The sequence below is a fragment of the Streptomyces sp. NPDC046712 genome, assembly GCF_040645695.1.
Taxonomy (GTDB): Bacteria; Actinomycetota; Actinomycetes; order Streptomycetales; family Streptomycetaceae; genus Streptomyces.
On sequence record NZ_JBEYYW010000017.1, the window covers coordinates 1 to 22,394 of the forward strand.

General features: G+C 72.3%; 28 protein-coding genes. 15 read left to right on the forward strand and 13 right to left on the reverse strand.

From position 1 onward, the window contains the following. Positions 1 to 201: 201 nt before the first annotated feature. Positions 202 to 891, reverse strand: a complete 690-nt coding sequence (locus tag ABZ939_RS21930; protein WP_361857601.1) for a copper homeostasis protein CutC — start codon at positions 889 to 891, stop codon at positions 202 to 204. A gap of 51 nt (positions 892 to 942) precedes the next feature. Continuing rightward, positions 943 to 1,902, reverse strand: coding sequence for a hypothetical protein (locus tag ABZ939_RS21935; protein WP_361857604.1), 960 nt, complete (start codon positions 1,900 to 1,902; stop codon positions 943 to 945). Between the two features lie 176 nt (positions 1,903 to 2,078). On the opposite strand from ABZ939_RS21935, the gene ABZ939_RS21940 reads away from it, so the two are divergent. The 3 genes from ABZ939_RS21940 (at position 2,079) to ABZ939_RS21950 (ending at position 5,045) form a co-directional block, all read left to right on the forward strand. Next, on the forward strand, positions 2,079 to 2,369 hold the full coding sequence (locus ABZ939_RS21940) for a cation transporter (RefSeq protein WP_361857607.1): 291 nt from the start codon (positions 2,079 to 2,081) through the stop codon (positions 2,367 to 2,369). A gap of 116 nt (positions 2,370 to 2,485) precedes the next feature. After that, the gene (locus tag ABZ939_RS21945; protein WP_361857610.1) at positions 2,486 to 4,753 is read left to right on the forward strand and encodes a heavy metal translocating P-type ATPase; all 2,268 of its coding nucleotides are present in this window, start codon (positions 2,486 to 2,488) and stop codon (positions 4,751 to 4,753) included. A gap of 10 nt (positions 4,754 to 4,763) precedes the next feature. Further along, positions 4,764 to 5,045, forward strand: coding sequence for a metal-sensitive transcriptional regulator (locus ABZ939_RS21950; RefSeq protein ID WP_137994181.1), 282 nt, complete (start codon positions 4,764 to 4,766; stop codon positions 5,043 to 5,045). A 60-nt stretch (positions 5,046 to 5,105) separates the two neighbouring features. Here ABZ939_RS21950 and ABZ939_RS21955 read toward each other — a convergent pair whose 3' ends face one another. Further along, complete coding sequence (locus ABZ939_RS21955) at positions 5,106 to 5,261, reverse strand: hypothetical protein (protein WP_361857613.1); 156 nt, start codon at positions 5,259 to 5,261, stop codon at positions 5,106 to 5,108. Positions 5,262 to 5,344: 83 nt separating this feature from the next. Here ABZ939_RS21955 and ABZ939_RS21960 point away from each other — a divergent pair, with 83 nt between their 5' ends. From ABZ939_RS21960 to ABZ939_RS21990, 7 genes are all read left to right on the forward strand, one after another. After that, the gene (locus tag ABZ939_RS21960; RefSeq protein ID WP_361857616.1) at positions 5,345 to 5,722 is read left to right on the forward strand and encodes a BlaI/MecI/CopY family transcriptional regulator; all 378 of its coding nucleotides are present in this window, start codon (positions 5,345 to 5,347) and stop codon (positions 5,720 to 5,722) included. Next, positions 5,719 to 6,630 (forward strand): M56 family metallopeptidase, encoded by a 912-nt coding sequence (locus ABZ939_RS21965; protein ID WP_361857618.1) that lies wholly within the window; start codon positions 5,719 to 5,721, stop codon positions 6,628 to 6,630. The genes ABZ939_RS21960 and ABZ939_RS21965 overlap by 4 nt, the downstream gene beginning before the upstream one ends. A gap of 126 nt (positions 6,631 to 6,756) precedes the next feature. Continuing rightward, positions 6,757 to 7,236, forward strand: a complete 480-nt coding sequence (locus tag ABZ939_RS21970; RefSeq protein ID WP_361857621.1) for a GNAT family N-acetyltransferase — start codon at positions 6,757 to 6,759, stop codon at positions 7,234 to 7,236. A gap of 188 nt (positions 7,237 to 7,424) precedes the next feature. Beyond that, entirely contained in the window at positions 7,425 to 8,273 is an 849-nt protein-coding gene (locus ABZ939_RS21975; protein WP_361857623.1) for a class I SAM-dependent methyltransferase, read from the forward strand. A gap of 69 nt (positions 8,274 to 8,342) precedes the next feature. After that, entirely contained in the window at positions 8,343 to 8,774 is a 432-nt protein-coding gene (locus ABZ939_RS21980; protein WP_361857626.1) for a transcriptional repressor, read from the forward strand. Positions 8,775 to 8,872: 98 nt separating this feature from the next. Then, the gene (locus ABZ939_RS21985) at positions 8,873 to 9,892 is read left to right on the forward strand and encodes a helix-turn-helix domain-containing protein (protein WP_361857629.1); all 1,020 of its coding nucleotides are present in this window, start codon (positions 8,873 to 8,875) and stop codon (positions 9,890 to 9,892) included. Positions 9,893 to 10,005: 113 nt separating this feature from the next. Beyond that, complete coding sequence (locus tag ABZ939_RS21990) at positions 10,006 to 11,058, forward strand: LuxR C-terminal-related transcriptional regulator (RefSeq protein ID WP_361857632.1); 1,053 nt, start codon at positions 10,006 to 10,008, stop codon at positions 11,056 to 11,058. Between the two features lie 109 nt (positions 11,059 to 11,167). Here the strand turns inward: ABZ939_RS21990 and ABZ939_RS21995 are convergent, their stop codons facing one another. The 6 genes from ABZ939_RS21995 to asnB all read right to left on the reverse strand — a co-directional run bounded on the left by ABZ939_RS21995 (position 11,168) and on the right by asnB (position 18,129). Then, on the reverse strand, positions 11,168 to 11,365 hold the full coding sequence (locus tag ABZ939_RS21995; protein WP_361857634.1) for a hypothetical protein: 198 nt from the start codon (positions 11,363 to 11,365) through the stop codon (positions 11,168 to 11,170). A gap of 217 nt (positions 11,366 to 11,582) precedes the next feature. Continuing rightward, positions 11,583 to 12,881 carry a D-inositol-3-phosphate glycosyltransferase gene (gene mshA, locus ABZ939_RS22000; protein WP_361858111.1) on the reverse strand — a complete coding sequence of 433 codons (1,299 nt, stop codon included), beginning with the start codon at positions 12,879 to 12,881 and terminating at the stop codon, positions 11,583 to 11,585. A 115-nt stretch (positions 12,882 to 12,996) separates the two neighbouring features. After that, the gene (locus ABZ939_RS22005; RefSeq protein WP_361857636.1) at positions 12,997 to 14,562 is read right to left on the reverse strand and encodes a class I tRNA ligase family protein; all 1,566 of its coding nucleotides are present in this window, start codon (positions 14,560 to 14,562) and stop codon (positions 12,997 to 12,999) included. A 32-nt stretch (positions 14,563 to 14,594) separates the two neighbouring features. Further along, positions 14,595 to 15,338 carry an SDR family oxidoreductase gene (locus ABZ939_RS22010; protein ID WP_361857639.1) on the reverse strand — a complete coding sequence of 248 codons (744 nt, stop codon included), beginning with the start codon at positions 15,336 to 15,338 and terminating at the stop codon, positions 14,595 to 14,597. Between the two features lie 92 nt (positions 15,339 to 15,430). Next, positions 15,431 to 16,324: a PrpF domain-containing protein gene (locus tag ABZ939_RS22015; RefSeq protein ID WP_361857642.1), complete on the reverse strand. Its 894-nt coding sequence runs from the start codon at positions 16,322 to 16,324 to the stop codon at positions 15,431 to 15,433. After that, positions 16,321 to 18,129 (reverse strand): asparagine synthase (glutamine-hydrolyzing), encoded by a 1,809-nt coding sequence (gene asnB, locus ABZ939_RS22020; RefSeq protein ID WP_361857645.1) that lies wholly within the window; start codon positions 18,127 to 18,129, stop codon positions 16,321 to 16,323. The genes ABZ939_RS22015 and asnB overlap by 4 nt, the downstream gene beginning before the upstream one ends. 145 nt (positions 18,130 to 18,274) lie before the next feature. Between asnB and ABZ939_RS22025 the strand changes: the two genes are divergently transcribed. The 3 genes from ABZ939_RS22025 to ABZ939_RS22035 all read left to right on the forward strand — a co-directional run bounded on the left by ABZ939_RS22025 (position 18,275) and on the right by ABZ939_RS22035 (position 19,846). Further along, on the forward strand, positions 18,275 to 19,009 hold the full coding sequence (locus tag ABZ939_RS22025) for a PIG-L deacetylase family protein (RefSeq protein WP_361857648.1): 735 nt from the start codon (positions 18,275 to 18,277) through the stop codon (positions 19,007 to 19,009). A 101-nt stretch (positions 19,010 to 19,110) separates the two neighbouring features. Next, positions 19,111 to 19,473 carry a hypothetical protein gene (locus ABZ939_RS22030; RefSeq protein ID WP_361857651.1) on the forward strand — a complete coding sequence of 121 codons (363 nt, stop codon included), beginning with the start codon at positions 19,111 to 19,113 and terminating at the stop codon, positions 19,471 to 19,473. A gap of 58 nt (positions 19,474 to 19,531) precedes the next feature. After that, a complete protein-coding gene (locus ABZ939_RS22035; protein ID WP_361857654.1) occupies positions 19,532 to 19,846 on the forward strand; it encodes a hypothetical protein in 315 nt (104 codons plus the stop codon). Here the strand turns inward: ABZ939_RS22035 and ABZ939_RS22040 are convergent. Further along, entirely contained in the window at positions 19,773 to 20,177 is a 405-nt protein-coding gene (locus tag ABZ939_RS22040; protein ID WP_361857657.1) for a RidA family protein, read from the reverse strand. The genes ABZ939_RS22035 and ABZ939_RS22040 overlap by 74 nt on opposite strands. A gap of 136 nt (positions 20,178 to 20,313) precedes the next feature. On the opposite strand from ABZ939_RS22040, the gene ABZ939_RS22045 reads away from it, so the two are divergent. Continuing rightward, on the forward strand, positions 20,314 to 20,532 hold the full coding sequence (locus tag ABZ939_RS22045; RefSeq protein ID WP_361857660.1) for a type II toxin-antitoxin system VapB family antitoxin: 219 nt from the start codon (positions 20,314 to 20,316) through the stop codon (positions 20,530 to 20,532). Continuing rightward, positions 20,529 to 20,933 carry a PIN domain nuclease gene (locus tag ABZ939_RS22050; RefSeq protein WP_361857663.1) on the forward strand — a complete coding sequence of 135 codons (405 nt, stop codon included), beginning with the start codon at positions 20,529 to 20,531 and terminating at the stop codon, positions 20,931 to 20,933. The genes ABZ939_RS22045 and ABZ939_RS22050 overlap by 4 nt, the downstream gene beginning before the upstream one ends. A gap of 21 nt (positions 20,934 to 20,954) precedes the next feature. Here the strand turns inward: ABZ939_RS22050 and ABZ939_RS22055 are convergent, their stop codons facing one another. The 3 genes from ABZ939_RS22055 to ABZ939_RS22065 all read right to left on the reverse strand — a co-directional run bounded on the left by ABZ939_RS22055 (position 20,955) and on the right by ABZ939_RS22065 (position 22,272). Then, complete coding sequence (locus ABZ939_RS22055) at positions 20,955 to 21,581, reverse strand: LysE family transporter (protein ID WP_361857665.1); 627 nt, start codon at positions 21,579 to 21,581, stop codon at positions 20,955 to 20,957. After that, on the reverse strand, positions 21,578 to 21,904 hold the full coding sequence (locus tag ABZ939_RS22060) for a DUF2087 domain-containing protein (RefSeq protein ID WP_361857667.1): 327 nt from the start codon (positions 21,902 to 21,904) through the stop codon (positions 21,578 to 21,580). Before ABZ939_RS22060 ends, ABZ939_RS22055 begins: the two co-directional genes overlap by 4 nt. An 89-nt stretch (positions 21,905 to 21,993) precedes the next feature. Further along, complete coding sequence (locus ABZ939_RS22065; protein ID WP_361857670.1) at positions 21,994 to 22,272, reverse strand: hypothetical protein; 279 nt, start codon at positions 22,270 to 22,272, stop codon at positions 21,994 to 21,996. Between the last annotated feature and the right edge of the window lie 122 nt (positions 22,273 to 22,394).

Here is a 22,394-nt window from a genome sequence, read left to right on the forward strand (position 1 = left end):
AGCCTCAAGAACGACGGCACCACCGGCCTCGACATCAACGCCACCACCCCCCACGGCGACATCACCGCCCGCAGCCTGTAACCCGCACCCACACCGACCGGCCGCGCACCGGCCGGCTCCATGCCACAGCACAGGGGCGCCCCCTCCTCCGAGGGGGCGCCCCTGTGATGTCGCCCGCGTAGTCGGCGCGCTCTGCCGGCCCTACGCGTCCAGCGCCTCGCGCCAGACGCGGACCGCGCCCGCCGAGACGGGCGCCGTCCAGCCCTGGGGGCGGGCCGCGCCGCCGATGTGGAAGGCGTCGAGGCCGGCCGCCCGCAGCTCCGGGAGGTGGTCGAGGCGCAGGCCGCCGCCGACCAGGATCTGCGGCTCGTAGCCCGGCTCGCCCGCCCGCGCGGCCTCGGCCTTGAGGACGGCGAGGCCGTCGTCGACGCCGGTCGGCGCGCCGGCGGTGAGGTACGTGTCGAGGCCCGGCAGGTCCGCGAGCTGCTTGCGCAGGGTGTCGCGGTGCGGTGCGCGGTCGATCGCCCGGTGGAAGGTCCAGCGGCAGCCGTCCAGGACGGCGATCAGCCGCTCGACCGCCACCAGGTCCGGGTCGCCGCCGGCCGTCAGGAAGCCGAGTACGAACTCCTCCGCGCCCGCCTCCCGGAGGTCGGAGGCGCGGGACACCAGCGCTTCGATGTCGCCCGCGGCGAAGCCGTCGGTGAGTCTGAGCATCACGCGCAGCGGAATGTCCACGGCGTCACGGATCGCCTCGAAGCCGGTCCGCGACGGGGTCAGCCCGTCCGCCGCTATGTCGGTGACCAGCTCGAGGCGGTCCGCCCCACCCGCCTGGGCGGCGACCGCGTCCTCCGCGTCGAGGGCGATCACCTCAAGGACTGCACGGTTGCTCATCGAGCCCATTCCTCCATGAATGACGGCTACAGGTCTAGTCCAATGACCAGACTAGCCGTGCGCGTGGCCTCCCGCATCGTGCGTGGCACCGCCCGTCGGCGCCGGGGCGGTCGCGTGGCCCGCGCCCGCGTGCACCGTGAACGCCGCCGTCCGCACCTTTCCGCCGTGCTGGAAGTCCAGGAAGAGGCGGTACGTCCCCGCGCTCGGCGCCGTCGCCGTGAAGGAGACGCCCGGGCCGGGCCCGCCCTCGTTCGGGTGGACGTGGAGGTAGGCGAGGTCCCCGTCGCGCAGCGCGACGAGATGGCCGTACGCCCCGAGGTAGGGCTCCAGGTCGGTGACCGGCCTGCCGCCCTTGCTGACCGTCAGCTTCAACTCGCCCGCCCTGCCCGGGTCGAGGGTGCCGCCCAGCGCGACCTGGTAGCCGTCCACGGTGGCCGTCGGGGCGGCGGCCGGCAGCGGCTGCGGTGCGTAGGCGCCGGGTACGGACAGATCCACGCCCAGCGTCACGCCCTTGGCGTTCTTCCCCGCGGGCTTGAAGTCGGCGAAGGCCTTGTAGCCGCCCGCGGCGGGCAGGTCGACCGGCGTCGACCAGGTGCCGTCGGCCGCGCGCACCGGGTGCAGGTGGCGGTAGACCGTGAGGTCCCGCGAGGCCACGATGAAGTGCAGTTCCTTGCCGTGCTCGGTGGTGTACGCGGTGACCTTCCTGCCTCCCGCGTCCTTGATCGAGAACTTCAGCACGCCCTTGCCGGCGGTCGGCCTCGGCGTCTCCATGGCCAGCGTGTAGCCGCCCTCGGAGACCTGGAGGCCGCCCGCGGCGGGGGCGGTCGCGGCGCCCTCCGCGTGGCCGGCATGACCTCCCGCACCCTCCGGCTGCGCGGTGGCCGCGTGCTCCCCGTGCCCCGCCTTCGCCGGCTCGTCCACGGGCCCGACCCCCTTGCCGACCCCGTACGCGGCCCCGAAGGTCGCGGCGAGCGCGGCGGCGAAGGCGGTGATCTTCACTCCGGTGTTCATGGCAGCTCTCCCGTACGTGAGTAACCGTTCGATGCACTTCACGATACCCCTGGGGGGTATCAAGTCAAGTCGAGGGAGACGCTTGCGTCGAATACCTCATGGGGGTATACATGGACTCAGCCCGGGATACCCCCCGAGGGTATCTCGCCCAGCTTCCACCGACCGAGGAGGGACCCATGTCTTCCTGCTGTACTCCTGACGGCAGCTGCTCGACCAACGCCGGCGAGGCGACGACCGCCACCGCCGTCGCCGACACCACCGCCACCGTCTACGCGGTGTCCGGCATGACCTGCGGACACTGCAGGACCGCCATCACCGGCTCCGTCTCCGCCCTGGACGGCGTCATCTCCGTGGACGTCGACATCGCCGGCGGCCTGGTGACCGTGACCACCGGCGGCGCGCCCGACGACGCCGCGATCGCCGCCGCCGTCGACGACGCCGGCTACGAGCTCACCGGCCGCGCCTGATCAAGCGCGCCCACCGACCCGGCCGCCGGGGCCCGTCCACCCATCCCGGGCCCCGGCCCCCCGAGTTCCCGAGATCAGGGCCGGCCGCCACGAGCCTCCCGAGAAAGAGGTGCACCTTGTCCACCACGACGACCCCCGGCGCCGCCCAGGTCGAGCTCGCCATCGGCGGCATGACCTGCGCCTCGTGCGCGGCCCGTATCGAGAAGAAGCTCAACCGCATGGACGGGGTCGAGGCCACCGTCAACTACGCCACCGAGAAGGCGAAGGTCACCTTCGACGCCGACATCTCCGTACAGGACCTGATCGCCACCGTCGAAGCCACCGGCTACACCGCCGCCGAGCCCACTCCCCCGAAGGCTGAGTCCGGCGGCGACGAGGGCCCCACCGACGAGGAGCGGGCCGACGAGGAGCTGCGGCCCCTCAAGCAGCGGCTGATCACCGCCGTCGCCCTCGCCGTCCCCGTCATCGCCATGGCGATGATCCCGGCGCTGCAGATCGAGTACTGGCAGTGGCTCAGCCTCACCCTCGCCGCGCCCGTCGTCGTCTACGCCGCCTGGCCCTTCCACAAGGCCGCCTGGACCAACGCCAAGCACGGCGCGGCGACCATGGACACCCTGATCTCCGTCGGCACGATCGCCGCGTTCCTGTGGTCCCTGTGGGCGCTGTTCTTCGGCACCGCCGGTACGCCCGGGATGACGCACCCCTTCGAGTTCACGATCGCCCGCACCGACGGCGCCGGGAACATCTACCTGGAGGCCGCGGCCGGCGTCACCGCCTTCATCCTGGCCGGGCGCTACTTCGAGGCCCGCTCCAAGCGCAAGGCGGGCGCGGCGCTCAAGGCCCTGATGCAGCTGGGCGCCAAGGAGGTCACCGTCCTGCGCGGAGGCCGCGAGGTCACCGTCCCGACGGCCGAACTCCAGGTCGGCGACCGCTTCCTGGTCCGCCCCGGCGAGAAGATCGCCACCGACGGCACCGTCGTCGAGGGCTCCTCCGCCGTCGACGCCTCCATGCTCACCGGCGAGTCCGTGCCGGTCGAGGTCTCCGTCGGCGACTCCGTCACCGGCGCCACCCTGAACGCCGGCGGCCGGCTGGTCGTCGAGGCCACCCGCGTCGGCTCCGACACCCAGCTCGCCCGCATGGCCAAGCTGGTCGAGGACGCCCAGAACGGCAAGGCCGCCGCCCAGCGCCTCGCCGACAGGATCTCCGCGGTCTTCGTCCCCGTCGTGATCGCGCTCGCGCTCGGCACCCTCGGCTTCTGGCTGGGCACAGGCTCCGGTCTGACGGCCGCCTTCACCGCCGCCGTCGCCGTCCTGATCATCGCCTGCCCCTGCGCCCTCGGTCTGGCCACCCCGACCGCGCTCATGGTCGGCACCGGCCGCGGCGCGCAGCTCGGCATCCTCATCAAGGGCCCGGAGGTCCTGGAGACCACGCGCAAGGTCGACACCATCGTCCTGGACAAGACCGGCACCGTCACCACCGGCCGGATGACCCTGATCAAGGTCCACACCGCCGCCGGCACCGACGAGACCGACGTCCTGCGTCTCGCCGGCGCCCTGGAGCACTCCTCCGAGCACCCCATCGCCCAGGCCGTCGCCACCGGCGCCGCCGCCAAGGTCGGTACGCTCCCCACCCCCGAGGACTTCGCCAGCATTCCCGGTCTGGGCGTGCAGGGTGTCGTCGAGGGCCACGCGGTCCTCGTCGGCCGCGAGAAGCTGCTCACCGAGTGGGCGATGGAGCTGCCGCAGTCGCTGAAGTCGGCCAAGGACGCGGCCGAGAAGACCGGGAAGACCGCGATCGCCGTGGCCTGGGACGGAGAGGCCCGCGCGGTCCTGGAGGTGGCCGACGCCATCAAGGAGACCAGCCCCGAGGCCGTCAAGCGGCTGCTCGCGCTCGGCCTGACCCCGATCCTGCTGACCGGTGACAACAAGGCCGTCGCCGAGTCCGTCGCCGCCGAGGTCGGCATCGACGAGGTCATCGCCGAGGTCATGCCGCAGGACAAGGTCGACGTCGTCAAGCGCCTTCAGGGAGAGGGCCGTTCGGTCGCCATGGTCGGCGACGGCGTGAACGACGCCGCCGCGCTCGCCCAGGCCGACCTGGGTCTGGCGATGGGCACGGGCACGGACGCCGCCATCGAGGCCGGCGACCTGACCCTCGTACGCGGAGACCTGCGGGCCGCGGCCGACGCGATCCGGCTCTCCCGCAAGACGCTCGGCACGATCCGCTCGAACCTGTTCTGGGCCTTCGCCTACAACGTGGCCGCCCTGCCGCTCGCCGCGGCGGGTCTGCTCAACCCGATGATCGCGGGGGCCGCCATGGCCTTCTCCTCGGTCTTCGTGGTCGGCAACAGCCTGCGTCTGCGCGGCTTCCAGGCCGCCGACCGATGAGGAGCTCCCCGTGGCCGGTTACGTACAGCACAAGGAAGACATCATCAGGCGCCTGCGGCGCATCGAGGGCCAGGTCCGGGGTGTCCAGCGGATGGTGGACGAGGACGTCTACTGCATCGACGTGCTGACCCAGGTCTCCGCGATCAACGCGGCCCTGCAGTCCTGCGCCGTGGCCCTCCTGGACGAGCACCTCAGCTGCTGTGTCACCGAGGCGATCGCCCAGGGCGGGGACCAGGCGAAGGTGAAGGTGGGCGAGGCCTCCAAGGCCATCGCCCGACTGATCAGAACGTAAGCCCCGAGGAACCTCTCGGGGAACCCCTGAGGAACTCCCCGAGGGGCTCACCTCACGAGATCAACCGCCCTTGTGCGAAGGGCAGTCGGCGGACAGGCGGACGCTCAGGCGAAGACAGAGCCCGAGCACCTGCCGGAGGAGCGTCAGCTCCACCGAACCGGGCAGACCGGGGCCGCAGACCTTCGCGCAGGGGCGGTTCTTCATGAGGGTCGACATCGGGCCATCGTACCCCTGGGGGGTATATCTTCGCCCGTTGAGCGGCCCGTACGATGGGCGGCCCGTAACGGGAGGGGATGCGTGTGCGGCGGCTGGGAGAGCTGGAGGCCGAGATCATGGACCGGCTGTGGGCCTGGCAACGGCCCGCCACGGTCCGCGAGATCGTCGACGACATAAATCTGGGGCGCCGGGTCGCCTACACGACGGTGATGACGGTGGCGGACATCCTCCACCGCAAGGGCTGGCTCCGCCGCGAGAAGGCCGGCAGAGCCTGGCTGTACGAACCGGTGCGCAGCCGCGAGGAGTACACCGCGGCCCTGATGCAGGACGCCCTCGGCGACAGCGCGGACCGACCGGCCGCGCTGCTGCGCTTCGTGGAGACCATCTCCGACGAGGACATGAAAGCCCTCGACGCGGCGCTCCGATCCGCCCGCCGCCCGCTGGGCGGCGAGATCGGGTGAACCACCACCTCCTGCCGCCGCTCGGACTGGCCCTGTCCTCCGGGCTCCTGATCCCCTGGCTCCTGGTGCGGGCCCGCTGGGCCCAGCAGGTGCCCCGGCTCGCACTGGCGGTGTGGGCGGCGAGCGGCGCGGTGTTCACCGCCTCGGCCGCGCTGCTGCCCGCCCACCTCGTCCTGCCGGCAGGCAGCAGTCACCGGCTGGGCGACGTCTACCTCGGGCTCCGCCTCCCCGCCCCGGAGCGGCTTCTCGCCCTCACCGGCCGCGAGTTCCTCGCCCTGTCGCTCGCCCTCACGGTGCTCGCGCTGCCCGTCGCCGGATACGCGAGGGAGCTGGTGCGGGCCCGACGGGCCCGGCTGCGGCACGCGGGGGTCCTGCGGCTCGTCGGACGGTACGACCCGGCGCTGCGGGCGACCGTGCTCGACCACGCGCGGCCGGCCGTGTACTGCCTGCCGGGGAGCTCACGCCGGGTCGTGGTCTCCTCGGGGGCCGTGGACACGCTCACCGAGGCCCAGTTGGCGGCCGCGCTCGCGCACGAGCGGGCCCACATCTCCGGGCGGCACCATCTGCTGGTGGCGGCCGCCGAGGCGTTCGCGGCGGTGTTCCCCCGACTTCCGCTCGCGCGGCACGGCGGGACGGCCGTGCCGCTTCTCCTCGAAATGACCGCGGACGACCGGGCGTTGCGGCGCTGCACGCGCGACGCGCTGGCCACGGCGCTGTACGCCCTCGCCTCGGGGCAGGCGCCGCGCGAGGCGTTCGCGGCCGGCGGGCCGTCGGCGGCGCTGCGGATGCGGCGCATCCTCACTCCGCACCGTGCGGGGCATCCGGTGCTGCGGGGCCTGTTGACGGTCGCCACGGGGGGTCTCGCGGTGGCGCCGCTGATCATCGCGTGCTGTTCCTTCCCCAGCTAATTGACTCGGTTCACTACGTAATTACTAAGTGAATTCGTAGATTTCGCATCGGTCACATCGCTCTGAATTCCCGGCTATCGTGGGTACGTTGGCGCTCAGGCTCGGCACATCGAAGGGTACGAACCAATGCAGCTGGCTGACGTGCGGACGGCTGCGGCCGGGGACGCGACGACGATATCCAGGCTGCTGGCCGACGCCATTCGCGGCAGCTATGAAGGAATACTCGGCGAAATCCCTACGCGCCGTCTGGTCTCCACGCAATGTGCACTTCCCCGTATCCGTGCGGAAATTGAAATTCCGGGTGGCGCGCCGGGCTGGCTGGGCTGGCTGGTCGCCACCGACGCCGACGGAACGATCGTCGGCGCGACGGCGAGCGGAGTGCCGGTCCCGGGCGAGGGCGAGCTGTACGCACTGGCCGTGGCGGAGGGATCGCGACGGCGGGGCGTGGGATCGGCGCTGCTGGCGGCGGCGACGGAGCGCATGCGGGGGTTCGGCGCGGCGGAACAGCGCGTGAGCCTCCCGACGGAGACCGACCCGTCGCTCCCCTTCTACTCGACGACGGGCTTCGCCCCGCTCACCCCCACGCGCCTGAGCCGCAAGCTCTGACCTGAGCGCCCGCCGGGGACGGCGCCGACGACCGAGGTCGTGGCAGATGAACGCCATCGCGTGTTCACGCCGTCCGATCCGCTGGCACCCAGGGGCGGCCTCCCTCCAGGATGGTTCCGCGGCGCGGGCCCCGGCGGCACGGGATCCTCGTCCGGACGGCATGGACCGAGCGAGCCCCTGGAGGAGCGATGCAGAAACAGAGCGGCGCCGCGCTCGCGCCGGTCCTGCCGTCCCGATACGACCTCACCTCCGGCACCCTCCCCCTCCCCGGACTGGAGTCCGTCGCCCCCGGAGACGAGGACTCCGTCTGGCTGTACGACGCCCTCCTCGGCCCCCACAGCGCGGACATCGTCCGCTACCTCAGCCTCGCCCGCACCACCGGCGGGCACGGCCCGGTGCTCGACCTCGGCTCCGGCGCCGGACGGCTCGCGGTCCCGTTCGCCCGGCACGGCTTCGCCGTCGAGGCCGTCGACCGGGACGCCGCCGCCCTCGAGCGGCTCCAGACCTGGGCCCGCCGCATCGGCCCCCAGGTCGCCGAACTGATCGTGACCACCCGCGCCGATCTCACCGAACTCCGTCTGCACGGCAGTTACCGGCTCGCGCTGCTCGCCGGCGCCATGGTGTCCGCCGTCCCCCCGCGGGCCCGCCCCGGTCTGCTGCGCGAGATCGCCTCGCACCTGGACACCGGCGGCGCCCTCGCCCTGGACTACACCTCCCACCTGCTCCCCGGACTCGCCGCCGAACCACGGCGCACCTGGGCCTTCCAGGTCCCGCGATTCGACGGGATCGACGAGTGGGTGGTCGCCCGGCAGGTCTTCGACCTGGCCGAGATGAGCGAGCGGATCACGTACTACGCCGCCCGGACCGGCAAACTCTCCACCGAGCGGGCCGTGCTAACCACCGACAAATGGATCGTCGACCCCGAGCGTCTCGCGGCCGAACTGCACTCCGCGGGCCTGCACATCGAGGGCCGGCGCCGGCACCGGATCGACGAACGGACCGAGAGTGTGCTGCTGGTCTGTCGTGCGGACGACTGACATCAAGGAAGGCCAAGAGGTACGATGCCTGCAAAAGTTTGAGCCGACCAGGCGGAGAAGATGGCAGTCGTGGATGAGCTGACGGGCCGCGAGGCGGTGATCCAGCGCCTGCGCGACGTCGGTCTGCGGGTCACGGGCCCGCGCCTGGAGGTGCTCACGGTCCTCGCCTCGGCCGGCCACCTCGACGTGGAGGCGATCACCGCCACCGCCCGCGAGCGTCTCGGCACGCTCACCAGCCAGGCGGTGTACGAGATGCTCCGGCACTTCCAGGAGACCGGCCTGGTCAGCAAGTTCGACCGCCCCGGCCTTCCCGCCGTCTTCGAGATCTCCGGACCGCCGCACCAGCACGCGCTCTGCGTGCAGTGCGGCCGGGTGGAGAACGTCGACGCCAAGGCGCCCACCCCGCCCCGCGGCGCCCTGCCCGACTGGCACACCACCGACGCCGAGATCGTCTTCAAGGGCCTCTGCCCCGACTGCGCACAGTCCTCCGCATCACGCTGAGACCGCTTGAACACCATGCGTGGCGTTCGAATCTGTGGCAGGGTCTAGCGGGGCGATTCAACGGGATCCGAACGGATCCGAGGGGAGTCTGCTGCGCTGTGTCCAAAAACGCCACCGGGACGCGTACGGGAAGCGATCAGGCTCTCGCGGTCTACCTCGAGCTCCGTGCCCGGCCCTCCTGCTCCTTCGACGAGGTCGCTGACGGCCTCGCCCTCTCCGCCGGGGAACGGGAACGATGTCGTGGCGAACTCGCCACCCTCGGACTGATCGAACCCACCACGAGACGCTCGGTGATCGACCCCGACGTCGCCCTGGTCCGCCTCCTGCAGTGCGAGCGCGACCGGCTCGAGAACCGCCTCGCCGAGACCAGCCGGGCCCAGGCCACCCTGGAGACCCTGGCGGGCCCCTTCCTCCGCGCCGGTGCCGCCCCCCGCTCCGAGGTCGAGGTCGAGATCGTCTCCGACGCCGACCGCATCCGGCAGGAGCTGGCCGGCCTGGGCGACGCCGTACGCACCTCGGTGCACTCCCTGCACACCAGTTCGGTACGGCGCGAGGACATGGCCGGGGAGCTGGAGCGCGACCGCCGCTGGACCGCCCGCGGCGTGCGCGTCCGCGCCGTGTACAGCCGCCGGATCAGCTCCGTACCGGACATGGCCCAGCACCTGAAGGAGCGGGTCGCCCTCGGGGTGGAGGTCCGGCTCTCCCCCGTCGTACCGATGAACATGGTCCTCGCCGACGAGAACTTCGCGCTGCTGCCCACCGACGCGCACGACCCGGACTCCGCCGCGATCCTCGCGCGCGGGCCCGGACTGGTCCGTTCCTATCTCGCGCTGTACGAGTACTGCTGGCACGCGGCCACCCGGTACGGCGACGAGGAGAAGCCCGAGCACGGCGGCGACGGGCTCTCCGAGCAGCAGCGGGCCGCGCTGCGGATGCTCGCCTCCGGCATCAAGGACGAGCAGATCGCGAAGAACCTCGGGGTGTCCCTGCGCACGGTCAGCCGGCTGCTCTCCGAGGTGATGCAGGAACTGGGCGCGGCGAGCCGGTTCGAGGCCGGGGTGAAGGCGGCCAGGCTCGGCCTCCTGGACGGCGGCGAGATGCGCGAACGGGACGTCTGACGCGAAAGGGCTGGGCTGACGCGGCGCAGAGAAGATCGGTACGAGGACATCCGCCGAGCCCTGTGACAGGGTGAGCCGGGGAGACGCGGACGAACGAGGGGGGTCACTTCGCCATGGTCACGACGGAGGACGGCACGGGTGAACACGCCGCGGACGCGATACTGACCCTCTATCAAGAACTCCGCAGCCGTGGCGTGTCGAGCTTCCGGGAGGCCTGCGCGGCCGTGCGCATCGCGCCCGAGGAGTACGAGCGATGTCGCGACGAACTGACCTCCCTCGGTCTGATCGTGCCGACGAGCAGCACCCACGCCACGGTCTCCGACATACGGGACGCCAACTGGAAGCCGGACACCGACACGGTGGCCGCCATCGATCCCGAGATCTCGCTGCTGCGCCTCCTGGACCGGGAGCGCGAGCGGCTGCGCAACCATCTGACCGAGGCGGACCGGGCGTACAGCACGCTGGAGACGCTGGCGGGAACCTTTCTGCGGGCCGGATCGCTGGCCCATTCCGAGATCGCCGTCGAGGCCATCACCGACTACCGGCGGATCCAGCAGGCCCTCGAGGACATCACCGACGTGATGCAGGAGGGTTCGGCCTCGATGCACCCCGGCAGCAACAGCCGGCAGATCCCCGAGCGGATCCTTGACCGGGACCGGCGGCAGATCGGGAACGGGGTCCGCGTCCGCGCCATCTACCGCGGCCAGGACGCCGCCAAGCCGGAGCTGGCGGAGCTGCTCGGACGGCGGGTCGCCCTCGGGGTGGAGATCCGGCTCGCGCCCGTCATCCCGATGACCATGGTGATCGCCGACCAGCAGTACGCGATGGTGCCGATCCGCCCCGAGGAGCCCCGCGAGGGCGCCATCCTGGCCCGGGGCCCCGTGCTCGTCCGCTCCTATCTGGGTCTGTACGAGCACTGCTGGCACACCGCGACACCGTACGGGGACGAGGCCGCGCCCGACCGTGGGGGCGACGGGCTCTCGGAGCAGCAGCGGGCGGCGCTGCAGATGCTCGCGACGGGGATGAAGGACGAGAAGATCGCCCGGAACCTCGGGGTGTCGCTGCGCACGGTGAGCCGCATGCTCTCCGAACTCATGCAGGAATTAGGGGCGTCGAGCCGATTCGAGGCCGGAGTACGGGCCGTACGTCTCGGTTGGCTCGACTGACGCACCCGAAGAACAAAGCCCCACAGTCGCCGGGACGGTGCGACTGCGGGGCTTTCCGATTTCAGCTGACTACCGCTGACTCCCCAGCTGAATTCAGCTCGGTGACGGATCAGTTGGTGGGGGCCACCGGGGAAGGGCTGGCCTTCGGCCACTCGTTCTCCGCGCCGGCCTGCTGCGAGGTCGAGGCCGGGGCGGTGTCGGGGGCGGCGACCAGCGCGGCTCCGCCCGCGACCGCCATACACGCGGCGAACGCGACCGCGAACTGACGGACCGTCCTGCGAATACCCGAGACACGCACAGCAGACATGATTCCTCCAGGAGTTGGAATATGAATTCCGCCTTCCAGGGGCCCGTGCCGCCGGGCGCTCCCTGAAGACATCTCCATTCTGTCCCGGCCCCGGAAGCGAATCCAGGGATTCTCCATGCGTGGACCCGCCATGGCGTGGATGCGTCAATGCGCCGTCAGAACAACGGAATTGACGGATCCGGACCTTCTCGTACCTTTGGTCGGACCAAAAGAGATGCTAGACTGGTGCGACGGCCTTCTCGTTCCTCCAGGAGAGAGGGGCCGCCGGGGCAGGGGCGTGCCGCCGCCCTTGCCCCACCCCACCGGGCCCCCTTCCGGCCGCTCCCAGAGCCGCCTCGTACACCTCGATCGTCCGGGCCGCGGAGGCGCGCCAGCTCATTCCCCGGGCATGCCGGACCGCCGCCTCCCCCATCGTCGTACGCGCCTCCGGATGCGCCGCCAGCCACAGCAGCCGACGGGCGTACTCGGCCGGGTCGTGCCCCCGGACGAGCAGCCCCGTCACCCCGTCCCACACCGCCGTCGGCAGCCCGCCCACCGCCGCCGCCAGCACCGGCGTCCCACACGCCTGCGCCTCCAGGGCCACCAGGCCGAAGGACTCGCTGCGCGAGGGCACCACGAGCACGTCCGCCGCCCGGTACCAGTCCGCGAGCAGCGCCTGCGGTACGGGAGGGCAGGGCCGCAGCACGTCGGCGATGCCCAGCCCGTGCGCCAGCTGCAGGGCCGAGCCCTCCGGGCTCGCCCCCGAATGACCCCCGACGACCGGGACGAGCAGCCGTCGGCGCAGGTCGGGTGCCATCAGCAGCAGCTCCGCCACCGCACGTACGAGCACGTCGGGGCCCTTCAGGGGCTGAATGCGTCCCGCGTACAGGGGGATGAAGGCGTCGGCCGGCAGCCCGAGCCGGGCCCTGGCCGCCGCGCGCCCGTCGCCCGGCCCGAAGGTGCGCAGGTCGACGCCGGGACGTACCACCTCGATGCGCGGTGCCGCCGCCCCGTACAGCGCGCGCAACGCCTGCGCCTCGTCGACCGTGTTGGCGATCAACCGGTCGGCGGAGTGCACCACTTGGTGCTCTCCGCGGATCCGGAGTTCGGGCTCGGGGGTATCGCCCTCCGCGAGGGCCGCGTTCTTCACCCGCGCCAGCGTGTGCGCGGTGTGGACCAGCGGTATCCGCCAGCCGGCGGACGCGATGCGGCCGGCCTGCCCGGAGAGCCAGTAGTGGGAGTGGACCAGGTCGTAGCGCCGGTCCTCCTTGAGCAGGGCCAGCGAGAACGGCACCACGAGGTCGGGCATGGCCTCCTTGGGGAGCGCCCTGCGAGGCCCCGCGTGCAGATGGCGGACCCGTACGCCCGGTGCGAGATCGACGAGCGGGGGGCGGCCCTCGCCCCGGCAGCGGGTGAACAGGTCGACCTCGGCGCCCTGTTCGGCCAGGGCGCGGGACAGCTCGACCATGTAGACGTTCATCCCGCCGGCGTCCCCGGTTCCGGGCTGGTGGAGCGGGGAGGTGTGGACGCTGAGCATGGCGACGCGCAGAGACACGTGGGGCTCCTGTGAGGGCGGGCCACGTGTCCCTGCGTTGCGTCGCGCACGGCCACGCGGCGGGTGGTGAGCGGTAGGCGGTGGGGATGGGGGTGGATCAGAAACCGAAGACGGGGCCGGACGGCGGGGCGAGCCGGGTACCCGGCAGGGGCCCGGTCAGGGCCGAGGTGTCGATGGCCCGGCCGGGCTCGACCCTGAGCGCGGCGGCCAGCCGGTCGGCGCCCTCCGGCATCACCGGCCGCGCCCACGCGGACAGCGCCGAGGCCACCGCCAACTGGGTGGCGAGCGCCGGCAGATGACGGCAGGCGGTGGTCGGCCGGCAGCGCTCATGGGCGTTGACATGGCCGAAGTCCGCCACCGAACGCACCACCTCGTCGAGGACGGCGACCGCGCGCCGGGGGTCGAAGGCATCGGGGCCGTACGCCTCCCGCAGGTCCTCGACGGCCCGGTGCAGCCGGCGCTCCAGGATCTCCCAGCCCGTGCCGCCGGGAAGCGCCTGCGGGGCGAGCCCGGCGCACTCCTCGCGTACGGAGGTGAAGAGCCTGGCCAGCCAGCTGTTCCAGTTCTCGTCCAGTTCGCGGCGGGCGGCGGCGAGCCGGTCACGGTGGAAGACCGTGCGGCGGCCGGTCGGGCGGGCCTGCAGGACATGCCGGCGCAGGGTGTCGGAGCCGTACTCGGTGAGCAGGTCGAGCGCCCAGACGTTGCCCTCCTGGACGCCCTCCTCGACGACGTACGACTCGTTGACGCAGAAGTCCTGCGGCAGCTTGATGTCCTGGGCCAGGAGCAGCACGGGCAGCAGCACGGCATGGCAGAAGGCGTGTCCGAAGCCGCAGAAGTGGATGGCGCGGCGGGGCAGCGGGCCCTTGGTGTCGTAGCCGAACAGATGCATCGCGGCGGCCTCGAAGCAGCCGTCGACGCGGTGGTCGGGGAAGCCCTCGACCGGCACCTGGAGGCCCCACTCGGCCGGGTGGCCGACGGCGATGTCCGGCAGCCCGTCCTCCACCAGCGACTCGCACAGCGCGGCCAGCCGGGGCGGGAGCCCGGCGGTGGCCCAGTAGTCGGCCAGGGACTCGCGGAAGGGCTCGAGGGGGATGTAGAGACGGCGGCAGCGGCGGGACAGCGCGGGGGTGTCGCAGAGCGAGCACCGGGGCGCGATCAGGTCGCCGCCGTCGTTGGGGCGGGCGCACTCGTGGCACATCCCGCCGTCGCTGACCGCGCCGCAGTGCGGGCAGGCGCCGGTGACGTGCGCCCCGTACAGCCAGCGCTCGCACGGCTCGCAGTACGGCAGCAGACGGGTGCGCGGCGCGATGACGCCCTGCGCGTACAGCCGGCTGAAGAGGTCCTGCACCCAGCGGCCGTAGCCGCGGTCGCGGCGCGGCCGGACGATGTGGTCGAACTCCACGCCCGAGCGCAGCCAGTCGGCGGTGATCGCCGCGCGGTAGCCCTCGGCGACCTCCTCGGGCTTGCGGTGGTGGCGCAGCGCCCGGACCTCGACGGAGCTGGCGTGGTCGGCGGTGCCGGTGGTGAACCGTACGGGCTCGCCCTCGGCGCGCAGGTACCGGGACAGGACGTCGGCGGCGACGTACGGCCCCGCGAGATGGCCGATGTGCAGTTCGCCATGGGTGGCCGGGGGGGTCGCGGTGATCCAGACGGGCGTGCTCATGGGACCTCCTTGACGCTGTGGTGCGGTGTGCTTCAGCGAGGTTCGAAATGGAAGGAGCGGATGAAGCAGTCACGGGGCTGTTCGACCGCGTAGACGATGCATTCGAAAAGGGCCTGCGTGGTGAGCTTCTCGTCGGGCGCTATACCGTCCGGATTCGATCCGTCCCATTCCGCGAACCGGGGATCGGACGTGGAGAAATCAGGCGGGTAGAGGGAGAACACACGGACGCCGGAGGGCCGGAGCCGGCGGGAGAGAATGTCCGCGAAACCGGCCTGCGCGCTCTTCGCCGCCCAGAACGCCTCGTGGGCGGCGCCCGCGGCGGCGGAGGCGCCCTCGGCGTCCCGCACGGCGACCATGTTCACGATGTCGGGCCGCAGCGAGCCGCGCAGCAGCGGCAGGAAGTGCTTGACCATCAGGACGGTGCCGCCGGCCGTCGACTCGATCGTCTCCACGATCTCGTCGTCGCTGGCCGCCTCCAGGTCCATGCCGTCGAGCCAGCGCGCGCCGTTGTTCACCAGCAGGTCGACCCGGTCGGTGTGCTCGCCGACCCGCGCCGCGAACTCGCGGATCTCGGCGGGCCTGCTGAGGTCGCAGCCGAACGCGTGGATGCGGTCCCGGGCGGAGCCCATGACCTCGGTACGGGTGCGCTCGGCGGCCTCGACGGTGCGGGCCGAGACATAGACCTCGGCGCCGAGATGCGCGAATCCGACGGCGAGTGCGCGGCCGAAATAGCGGGACGCTCCGGTCACGACGACACGCAGATTCTCGAATTTCATGCTCGTCCGCTCTCCCCATGGATACCGGTTGCCGGTCGAATTTCAGCGTGGCAGAGGAATCGGCTTCGGAGCGTGGTGAGAGGGGTGCGCGTTCACGCCGTTGCGTGGATACGCCAGGGCAGTTGGAGCCGGTCGAGCACGGTCGCGCGCTTGTGGTGGACGGCGACGCCGTGGTGGTCGGCGGAGACGACGACGGGCCCGCCGGGGGTGTGCACGGGCCCGTCGAGGGGCGGTACGACGGTCCCGGGGAGCGTGGCCGCGACGGTGAGCGCGGCGGCTCCGGTGAGTGCGAGCCGGGGGTGCCAGCCGCCGACGGTGAGGGCGCGGACGGCGGTGCCGCCCGGACCGGCGGTGAACGCGGCGATCTTGGGCAGGGCGGAGTGCGGTGCGTGCCCGAGCACGCGGGCGGCGTGGGCGCGCAACGCGAGCAGCCGCCCGAGGGTGCCGTCCCCGGCCCGGAACAGCCCTTCGGCGGTACGGATCCCGAGGTGCGCGGCGTCGACGAAGACGTACGGATTCCCGTACCGGACGAGAGAGACGGGCACCCCGTCGAGGACATCGACGGGGTGGCCGGTGGGGAGGGTCCCGGAGGCGTCGGGGGGCCGCTGGAAGCGGAGGGTGTACGCGCCGCCGGGTTCGGGTGCGCAGCGCACCACGTCGCCCGTCGTCACGGCGCGGACGGTGACGGGGCCGGGGCGGGCGGCGGCCACGACGCAGGCGAGCAGGGAGTGCCCGCAGCCGGTACGGAAGTCGAAGCCGCCGTCGGGGAGGGCCTGGACGAAGCGGTGGTCGAGGTCGTGGTCGGAACGGGCGGAGGCGCCGTACAGGGCGATCTTGTTCAGTCGGGTGTACGGCGTCCGGGCGAGGGCCTCGCGCAGGGGGCCCAACTCACCCCGCACCGCCAGTGCTCCGGCGGGCAGTTGATCGAGCTCGACGACGAGGGTCGGCCCGGGCGCGTCCTCGGCCCGGACCACGGTGGCGATCACGCCGCACAACCCACCGGGATCCTCATGCCCTGCACCACGTCCGACCACAGCTCGTGCACCGCCAGGCCCCACAGGGCCAGCGCGTCCCGCTGGGAGGGCCGTTCGATCTGGCGGGCGAGGAGCTTCTGGACGCGGTCGGCGCGGACCTTGCCGCCGAGCACGAGGCGGGCCGGGGAGAGGAGTTCGCGGACCGTGTCGAGCAGCGGGCCGCCCGGGGCCAGCATGGCCGCGATCGGCAGCGTGAAGGGCTGCTTGGGCCGCGCGAGGACCGAGGGCGGCAGCAGGTCGCCGCCGGCCTCGTACAGCGCCCGCTTCCCCCGCAGCGCCGCCGACGGCAGCGAGCGCGCGTGCGCCACCACCCGCGGCTGGCAGAACGGCATCCGCGCCTCGACCGCCCACGCCATCGACAGATGGTCCACGCGCCGCAGGTGGTACGCGGGCAGCCGCCACCGCGTCTCGAACGCGGTCAGGGCCGCCATCCTGTCGGGCCCCGACGAGCGCAGCTCCTGCTCGATCCGGTCGGCCGCGGAGCCCTGCTCGGCGATGTACGCCCGGTAGGACGACGTGTACAGGTGCTCGCGCAGCATCCGTGGCGCCGCCGACAGCGCGTCCGCGTACGCCCCTGCCCAGTCCGCGCCGTCCGGCGCGTCGAGCGCGGCGCGCATCCGTTCGTACCCGCCGAAGAGTTCGTCCGCGCCGTCGCCTGCCAGGGCCACGGTGAAGCCGGCGTCCCGTACCGCCCGGAACAGCGCGTACGTGGAGAGTGCGATGGGGTCGGCGTTGGGCTGGCCGAGGTGGCGGACCGTGCGGGTGAGCAGCGAGCCGAGCTCGTCGGGGTCGAGCGCCACCTCGTGGTGCGTGGTCCGGGCGCGGCGGGCGACCGAGCGGGCGTACGCGGCCTCGGAGTCGGGCCACTTGCCCCGGTAGGTGAGGTGGAAGGTGTGCAGCGGCGGAGCGTCGCTCTCGCGGGCGTACTCGGCGGCGAGCGCGGTGACGAGCCCGGAGTCGAGACCGCCGCTCGTGATCGCGCACACGGGCACCTCGGCCCGGGCGAGGCGTCGCACCTCGCGCCGCAGCACGTCCTGGGTGTCGCCCACGGGCGCGGCCGGGTGCGGGGCCCGGCGCCGTACGACCGGCCGGCAGCCGGGCCGTACGACGGCGGTGGCGCCCGGCGGCAGCACCTCGATGCCGTCGAGCGCGGTGCGGGCGGAGAACGACGTACGGGTGGCGAGGACGGTGTCGAGGGAGTCCTCGCGCGGGGCGATCCGTACACCCTCGAACGCGAGGAGCGCGGGGATCTCGGAGGCGAACCGTGTGGAGCCGTCGGCGGGGTCGTGGTGCCAGTGGACGGGCTTCATGCCCATGTCGTCGACGGCGAGGACGAGTTGGGTGCGGCCGGGCCTGAGGTCGAGGACCGCGACGGCGAACATGCCGTCGAGGTGCTCGGCGAACGCGGGGCCGTACTCCGCGTACAGCGCGGGCAGGACGGTGCCGTCGCAGCGGTCGGGGAAGCGGTGGCCGCGGGCGGCGAGATGGCGGCGCAGCGACGCGTGGTTGTAGATCTCGCCGTTGAGGACGGCGAGGACGCCGGGCAGGTGGGGCAGCCGGTAGGGCTGCTGCCCGCCGCAGGGGTCGGTGACGGCGAGCCGGTCGCACCCCAGCGACCAGCCTGCCCCGCTGAGCACGTGGTGCTCGTCGGGGCCGCCGTGGCGCTGGCGGGCCGAGACCGCCGAGAGCTCGGCCGGATCGGGGCGGGCCGCGCGGGCCGCCGCCCCGGCGGCGAAGGAGCCGAGGATCCTGCACATACCGGTCACCCTCCAAGCACGTCATTCACCCGTCGCATCCAATGATTTGAATCTACCAACTTTTTGAATGGCGCGTAAGTGCCATGTCCAGTTCACGCCACGGCTTGGCCTTGCGACGCCCCCGCCACCCCAACAGGCTGGCCCCATGGAGGACTTCGACCGCACCGATCGCACCGCCCCCGCGTCCCTGCTCGTCGTGGCCGCACACCCGGACGACATCGAGTTCTGCGTCAGCGGCACAGTCATGCAGTGGATCGAGCGCGGCACCCGCGTCACGTACTGCATCGTCACGGACGGCGGCGCCGGCGGTTACGACGAACAGCTCCCGCGCCAGGCGATGGCGGATCTGCGCCGCGCCGAGCAGGTCCACTCCGCCAAGCTCAGCGGTGTCGCGGATGTCCGCTTCCTCGGCTACCCCGACAGCTTCGTGGAGCCGACCGTGGAACTCCGCCGCGACCTGTGCCGGGTCATCCGCGAGGTGCGTCCGCAGCGGGCGATCATCCCCTCCCCCGAGATCAACTGGGCCCGCGTGGCCGACCTCCACCCCGACCACCGCGCGGTCGGCGACGCCTGCCTCCGCGCGATCTACCCGGAGGCCCGCAACCCCTTCGCCCACGCCTCGCTCCTGAAGGAGGAGGGTCTGGAACCGTGGATCGTCCACGAGCTGTGGCTGATGACGGGCCCGACGCCCAATCAGTACGTAGACGTCACCACCGTCTTCGACCGCAAGGTCGAGGCCCTGCGCATCCACACCTCCCAGACGGCCCACTTCGACGACCTGGCCGGCCTGCTGCGGGAGTGGCTGAGCGAGCACGCGACGGCGGGCGGCCTGCCGCCGGGCCGGATGGCGGAGGCGTTCCAGATCGTGCACATCGACTAGGGCCTGTCCGACCCTGATCCGCCGGACAGGCCCGGGGGCGGCGCGCGCCCTGGCCATCGGGCTGAACGACGCGGCGGGGGCGATCGCACAGCTGCGTACGGGTGCTGAAGGACCCGGCGGTGGCGGCCCTGGACACACTGGCCGACGACCTCGTGATCGGCCTGGGGGCCCAGGGGCTCGGCGAGCAGTACGGCGTGGACCTGACGCAGGTGGGGCAGCAGGCCGCACCGTCGGACACGGGCCGGGCGATCGGCGGTGGCGGTGCGTCCGACACCATGCACCTGGCGTCGGCCGGCCCAGCCCGCCCCGGCATCGGCAAGGGCGTCCACGTCGACCAGGGCGGCCACCTCGGCGAACGCCTCCCGAACGCGGTCCGCCGGATGTCGGCCGACCAACGGAACACGGACGGCGGCATCAGGTCCCGTATGGCCCGCCTCTCACCACCGGAGCCGGGTCGCTCGTAGCCTCCGCCCGCCGCTTCGTTCAGGGCCTCCCGGCCCCGTGACCCCTACGATCGGGACCATGTCCAAGCTCTCCCTCTGGTCGCGGGACTCCGTCCTCTCCATCGGGTCCGTGGGGTCGGTGCTGTCCATCGGGTCCGTCGGGTCCGTGCTGTCCGTCGGGTCGGTCGGGTCCGCCGCGTCCGTGGTGTCCGTGGGGTCCTGGCTCAGCGCCGGCTCACTGCTGTCCGCCCAGTCGCGGTGGTCCGTCATGTCCTGGCGCTCCCACCGGGGCGTCATGGCGGCGGGAGCGCTCGCCGCGCTCACGACGGCGGCGCTGCTGGCCGAGCGATCACCGCGTCGATCTCCACTTCGACGAGCCAGTCGGGCTCGATGAAGCGGGAGACCTCGACGAACGTGGTGACCGGCCGGATGGCGGCGAACCGTTCGCCGTGGGCCCGCGCCGCTTCCTTCCACGTGGTGACGTCGGTCAGCATGATGCGCGTCCGCACCACGTCCTCGACCGAGGCGCCCGCCTCCCGCAGCGCCTGCTCGGCGATGTCCAGACAGCGCACCGTCTGGGCGTAGACGTCGCCGGGTCCGACGGTGGAGCCGTCGTCCCCGATGGGGGCGGTCCCCGCGACGGAGACGTGCTGACCCACCCTCACCGCGCGAGAGAAACCGATCTGCGGCTCCAGCGGCGACCCCGAACCGACGATCCGACGCATGTGTTCCTCCATCCGTCCATCGTGCGGTTGACGGCCCGTTTCATGGCCGGCCGCCGAGAGATGTGATCGACCCGTAGCCTCGACCCAGCGATATATACTGACCGGAAACGTATATACATCTGCATGCGGAGGTCCCATGTCCAAGACGCTGGTCGACATCGACGACGACATGCTGGCCTTCGCCCAGCAGCAGCTCGGCACCAAGACGAAGCGCGACACCATCAACCGCGCGCTGACGATAGCGGCGGCGATCAGCGCCGACGATCGCGCGCGGGCGCTCCGCTGGCTCCAGGACAACGCCGGAGACTTCCTCGACTTCGACGTTCTGGAAGAGCGGGAACGGTCAGGGCTGTGAACTACCTTGCCGACACCTCAGCGGTCTGGCGGCTCCTTCGACGCCAGATCGGCGAACCGTGGCCTGGACGCGTGGCGCGCGGGCAAGTGGCCATCTGTCCTCCGGTGGAGGCCGAGCTGATGCCTGGCCTGCGCGCCGATCGAGACCACGAGCCGTTCTTCACCATGCTGAGCCAGACCTTCGGCTGGGTGCCCGCACTCGAAGACCCCTGGCCGAGGATCATCGGGGTTCAGCGGGAGTTGGTGAGGATCGGGCACCACCGGGGGCCGTCACCGATGGACATCCTCATCGCGCTGACCGCGGAGCAGCACCGCCTCACACTGATCCACGTGGACGACGACTTCGCCGCCATCGCCAAGGTACGGCCGGAGATCTCCATGCTCCGACTCCGGCCGACCTAGCCGGTCCTTCCAGGGATTCGATCAGCTCACGAGGTGGATCGCCAGCCCTCCGATCAGCGCGCTCGACACCAGCGCCGTCGCCAGCCGCCCCCGGGGCCCCGTCAGCCCCCGGCCGAGCAGGGCGCCGCCCGAGGCGAGGAAGAGCTGCCAGCTGGCGGAGGCGACCAGGGCGGCCAGCACGAAGGCCGTACGGTCCAGCGGGGTGGTCGGACCCGAGGGGCCCGTCGCCAGGATCAGGGCCACGAAGTAGATCACGGTCATGGGGTTGAGGATCGTGATGCCCAGGAACGTGAGGAAGGCCCGCAGCGGGGTGAGGGGACTGTCGCGGTCGTCGCGGGTCGCGACGCTCCGGGCCCGGTAGGCCCGTACCGCCGTCCATGCCGAGCGGGCCGCCAGGCCCACCAGGACCACCGCCGAGACCCAGCGCAGCGGGGTCATGACCGGGGTGAGGAGCGGCACGAGCGCCGAGCCGCCCAGGACCGCGATCAGGGCGTAGATCCCGTCGGCCGCGGCGACGCCCAGGGCCGCGCCCGCTCCCGTACGCCAGCTCGTGCGCGCCGTGACGGCCACCAGGTAGGCGCCGACCGCGCCGACCGGGATCGCGATGCCGTAGCCGGCGAGCAGGCCGGCCACCACCGCGGCGGTCACGCGACGGACGGGATCGCGCCTCCGGGGGAGCCGGGCTGCTGCTGTCGGCGGTAGCTGGCGCCGTCCTTCGTACGCGAGAGCTCGCCGCCGGTGACGAGGTAGCGGCGCAGGGCCGGGAAGTCGTCGTGGACGGTCAGGAGCGCCTCGTTGACTTCACGCTCGCTGTAGGAGCGGGCCGGCTCGAAGAGCGTCTCTGCCAGGTGGGCGAGGAGCTGTGCACGGCGCGGGGCCCTGCGCGGGATCGCCTTCAGTCGGCCGTCGGCGGAGAAGAGGTCCGCCACGGAAGCCACGGAGGCCGAAGAGGCCACGGGATGGGAAGTCATGCGCCGAAGCGTGGCGCGCTGGCCTCTCGCCCGGCAACGGGTTTTCCCGCCGGGGCCCGGCTCCGCCGGCCGCCGATGGCCACGTGGCCCTAGCTGCCGATGTCCACGTGCACCGCCTCGTAGATCTTCGGCTGGACCTGGGGCATGCCGACCTCCTGGAAGGTGGGCCCCGCCTTCTCCATGAACCCCTGGAACGCCTCTGCCGACTCCCAGACATCCACCACGAGCCAGCCGTTGTCCGCCGGCGCCCCCGCGTGGGAGACGAAGCCGTCGACCGGCCACCACGGTGCGGCGTGGATCTTGCTGTGGTTCTCCTCGTACTGCTCCTTCGTGACGCCCGGCAGTTCGACGACGACGATGACCGCCATGCTGGTGCTCCCATTCTGCGTGGGGGGTGGAGGGCACTCCCCAGTCGAGCAGCACCCCCCGCACCCCGCACGGCAGCACACCCGAAAGGGCTACCGCCCCGCGCCCGCCCACCGGCGGCGGC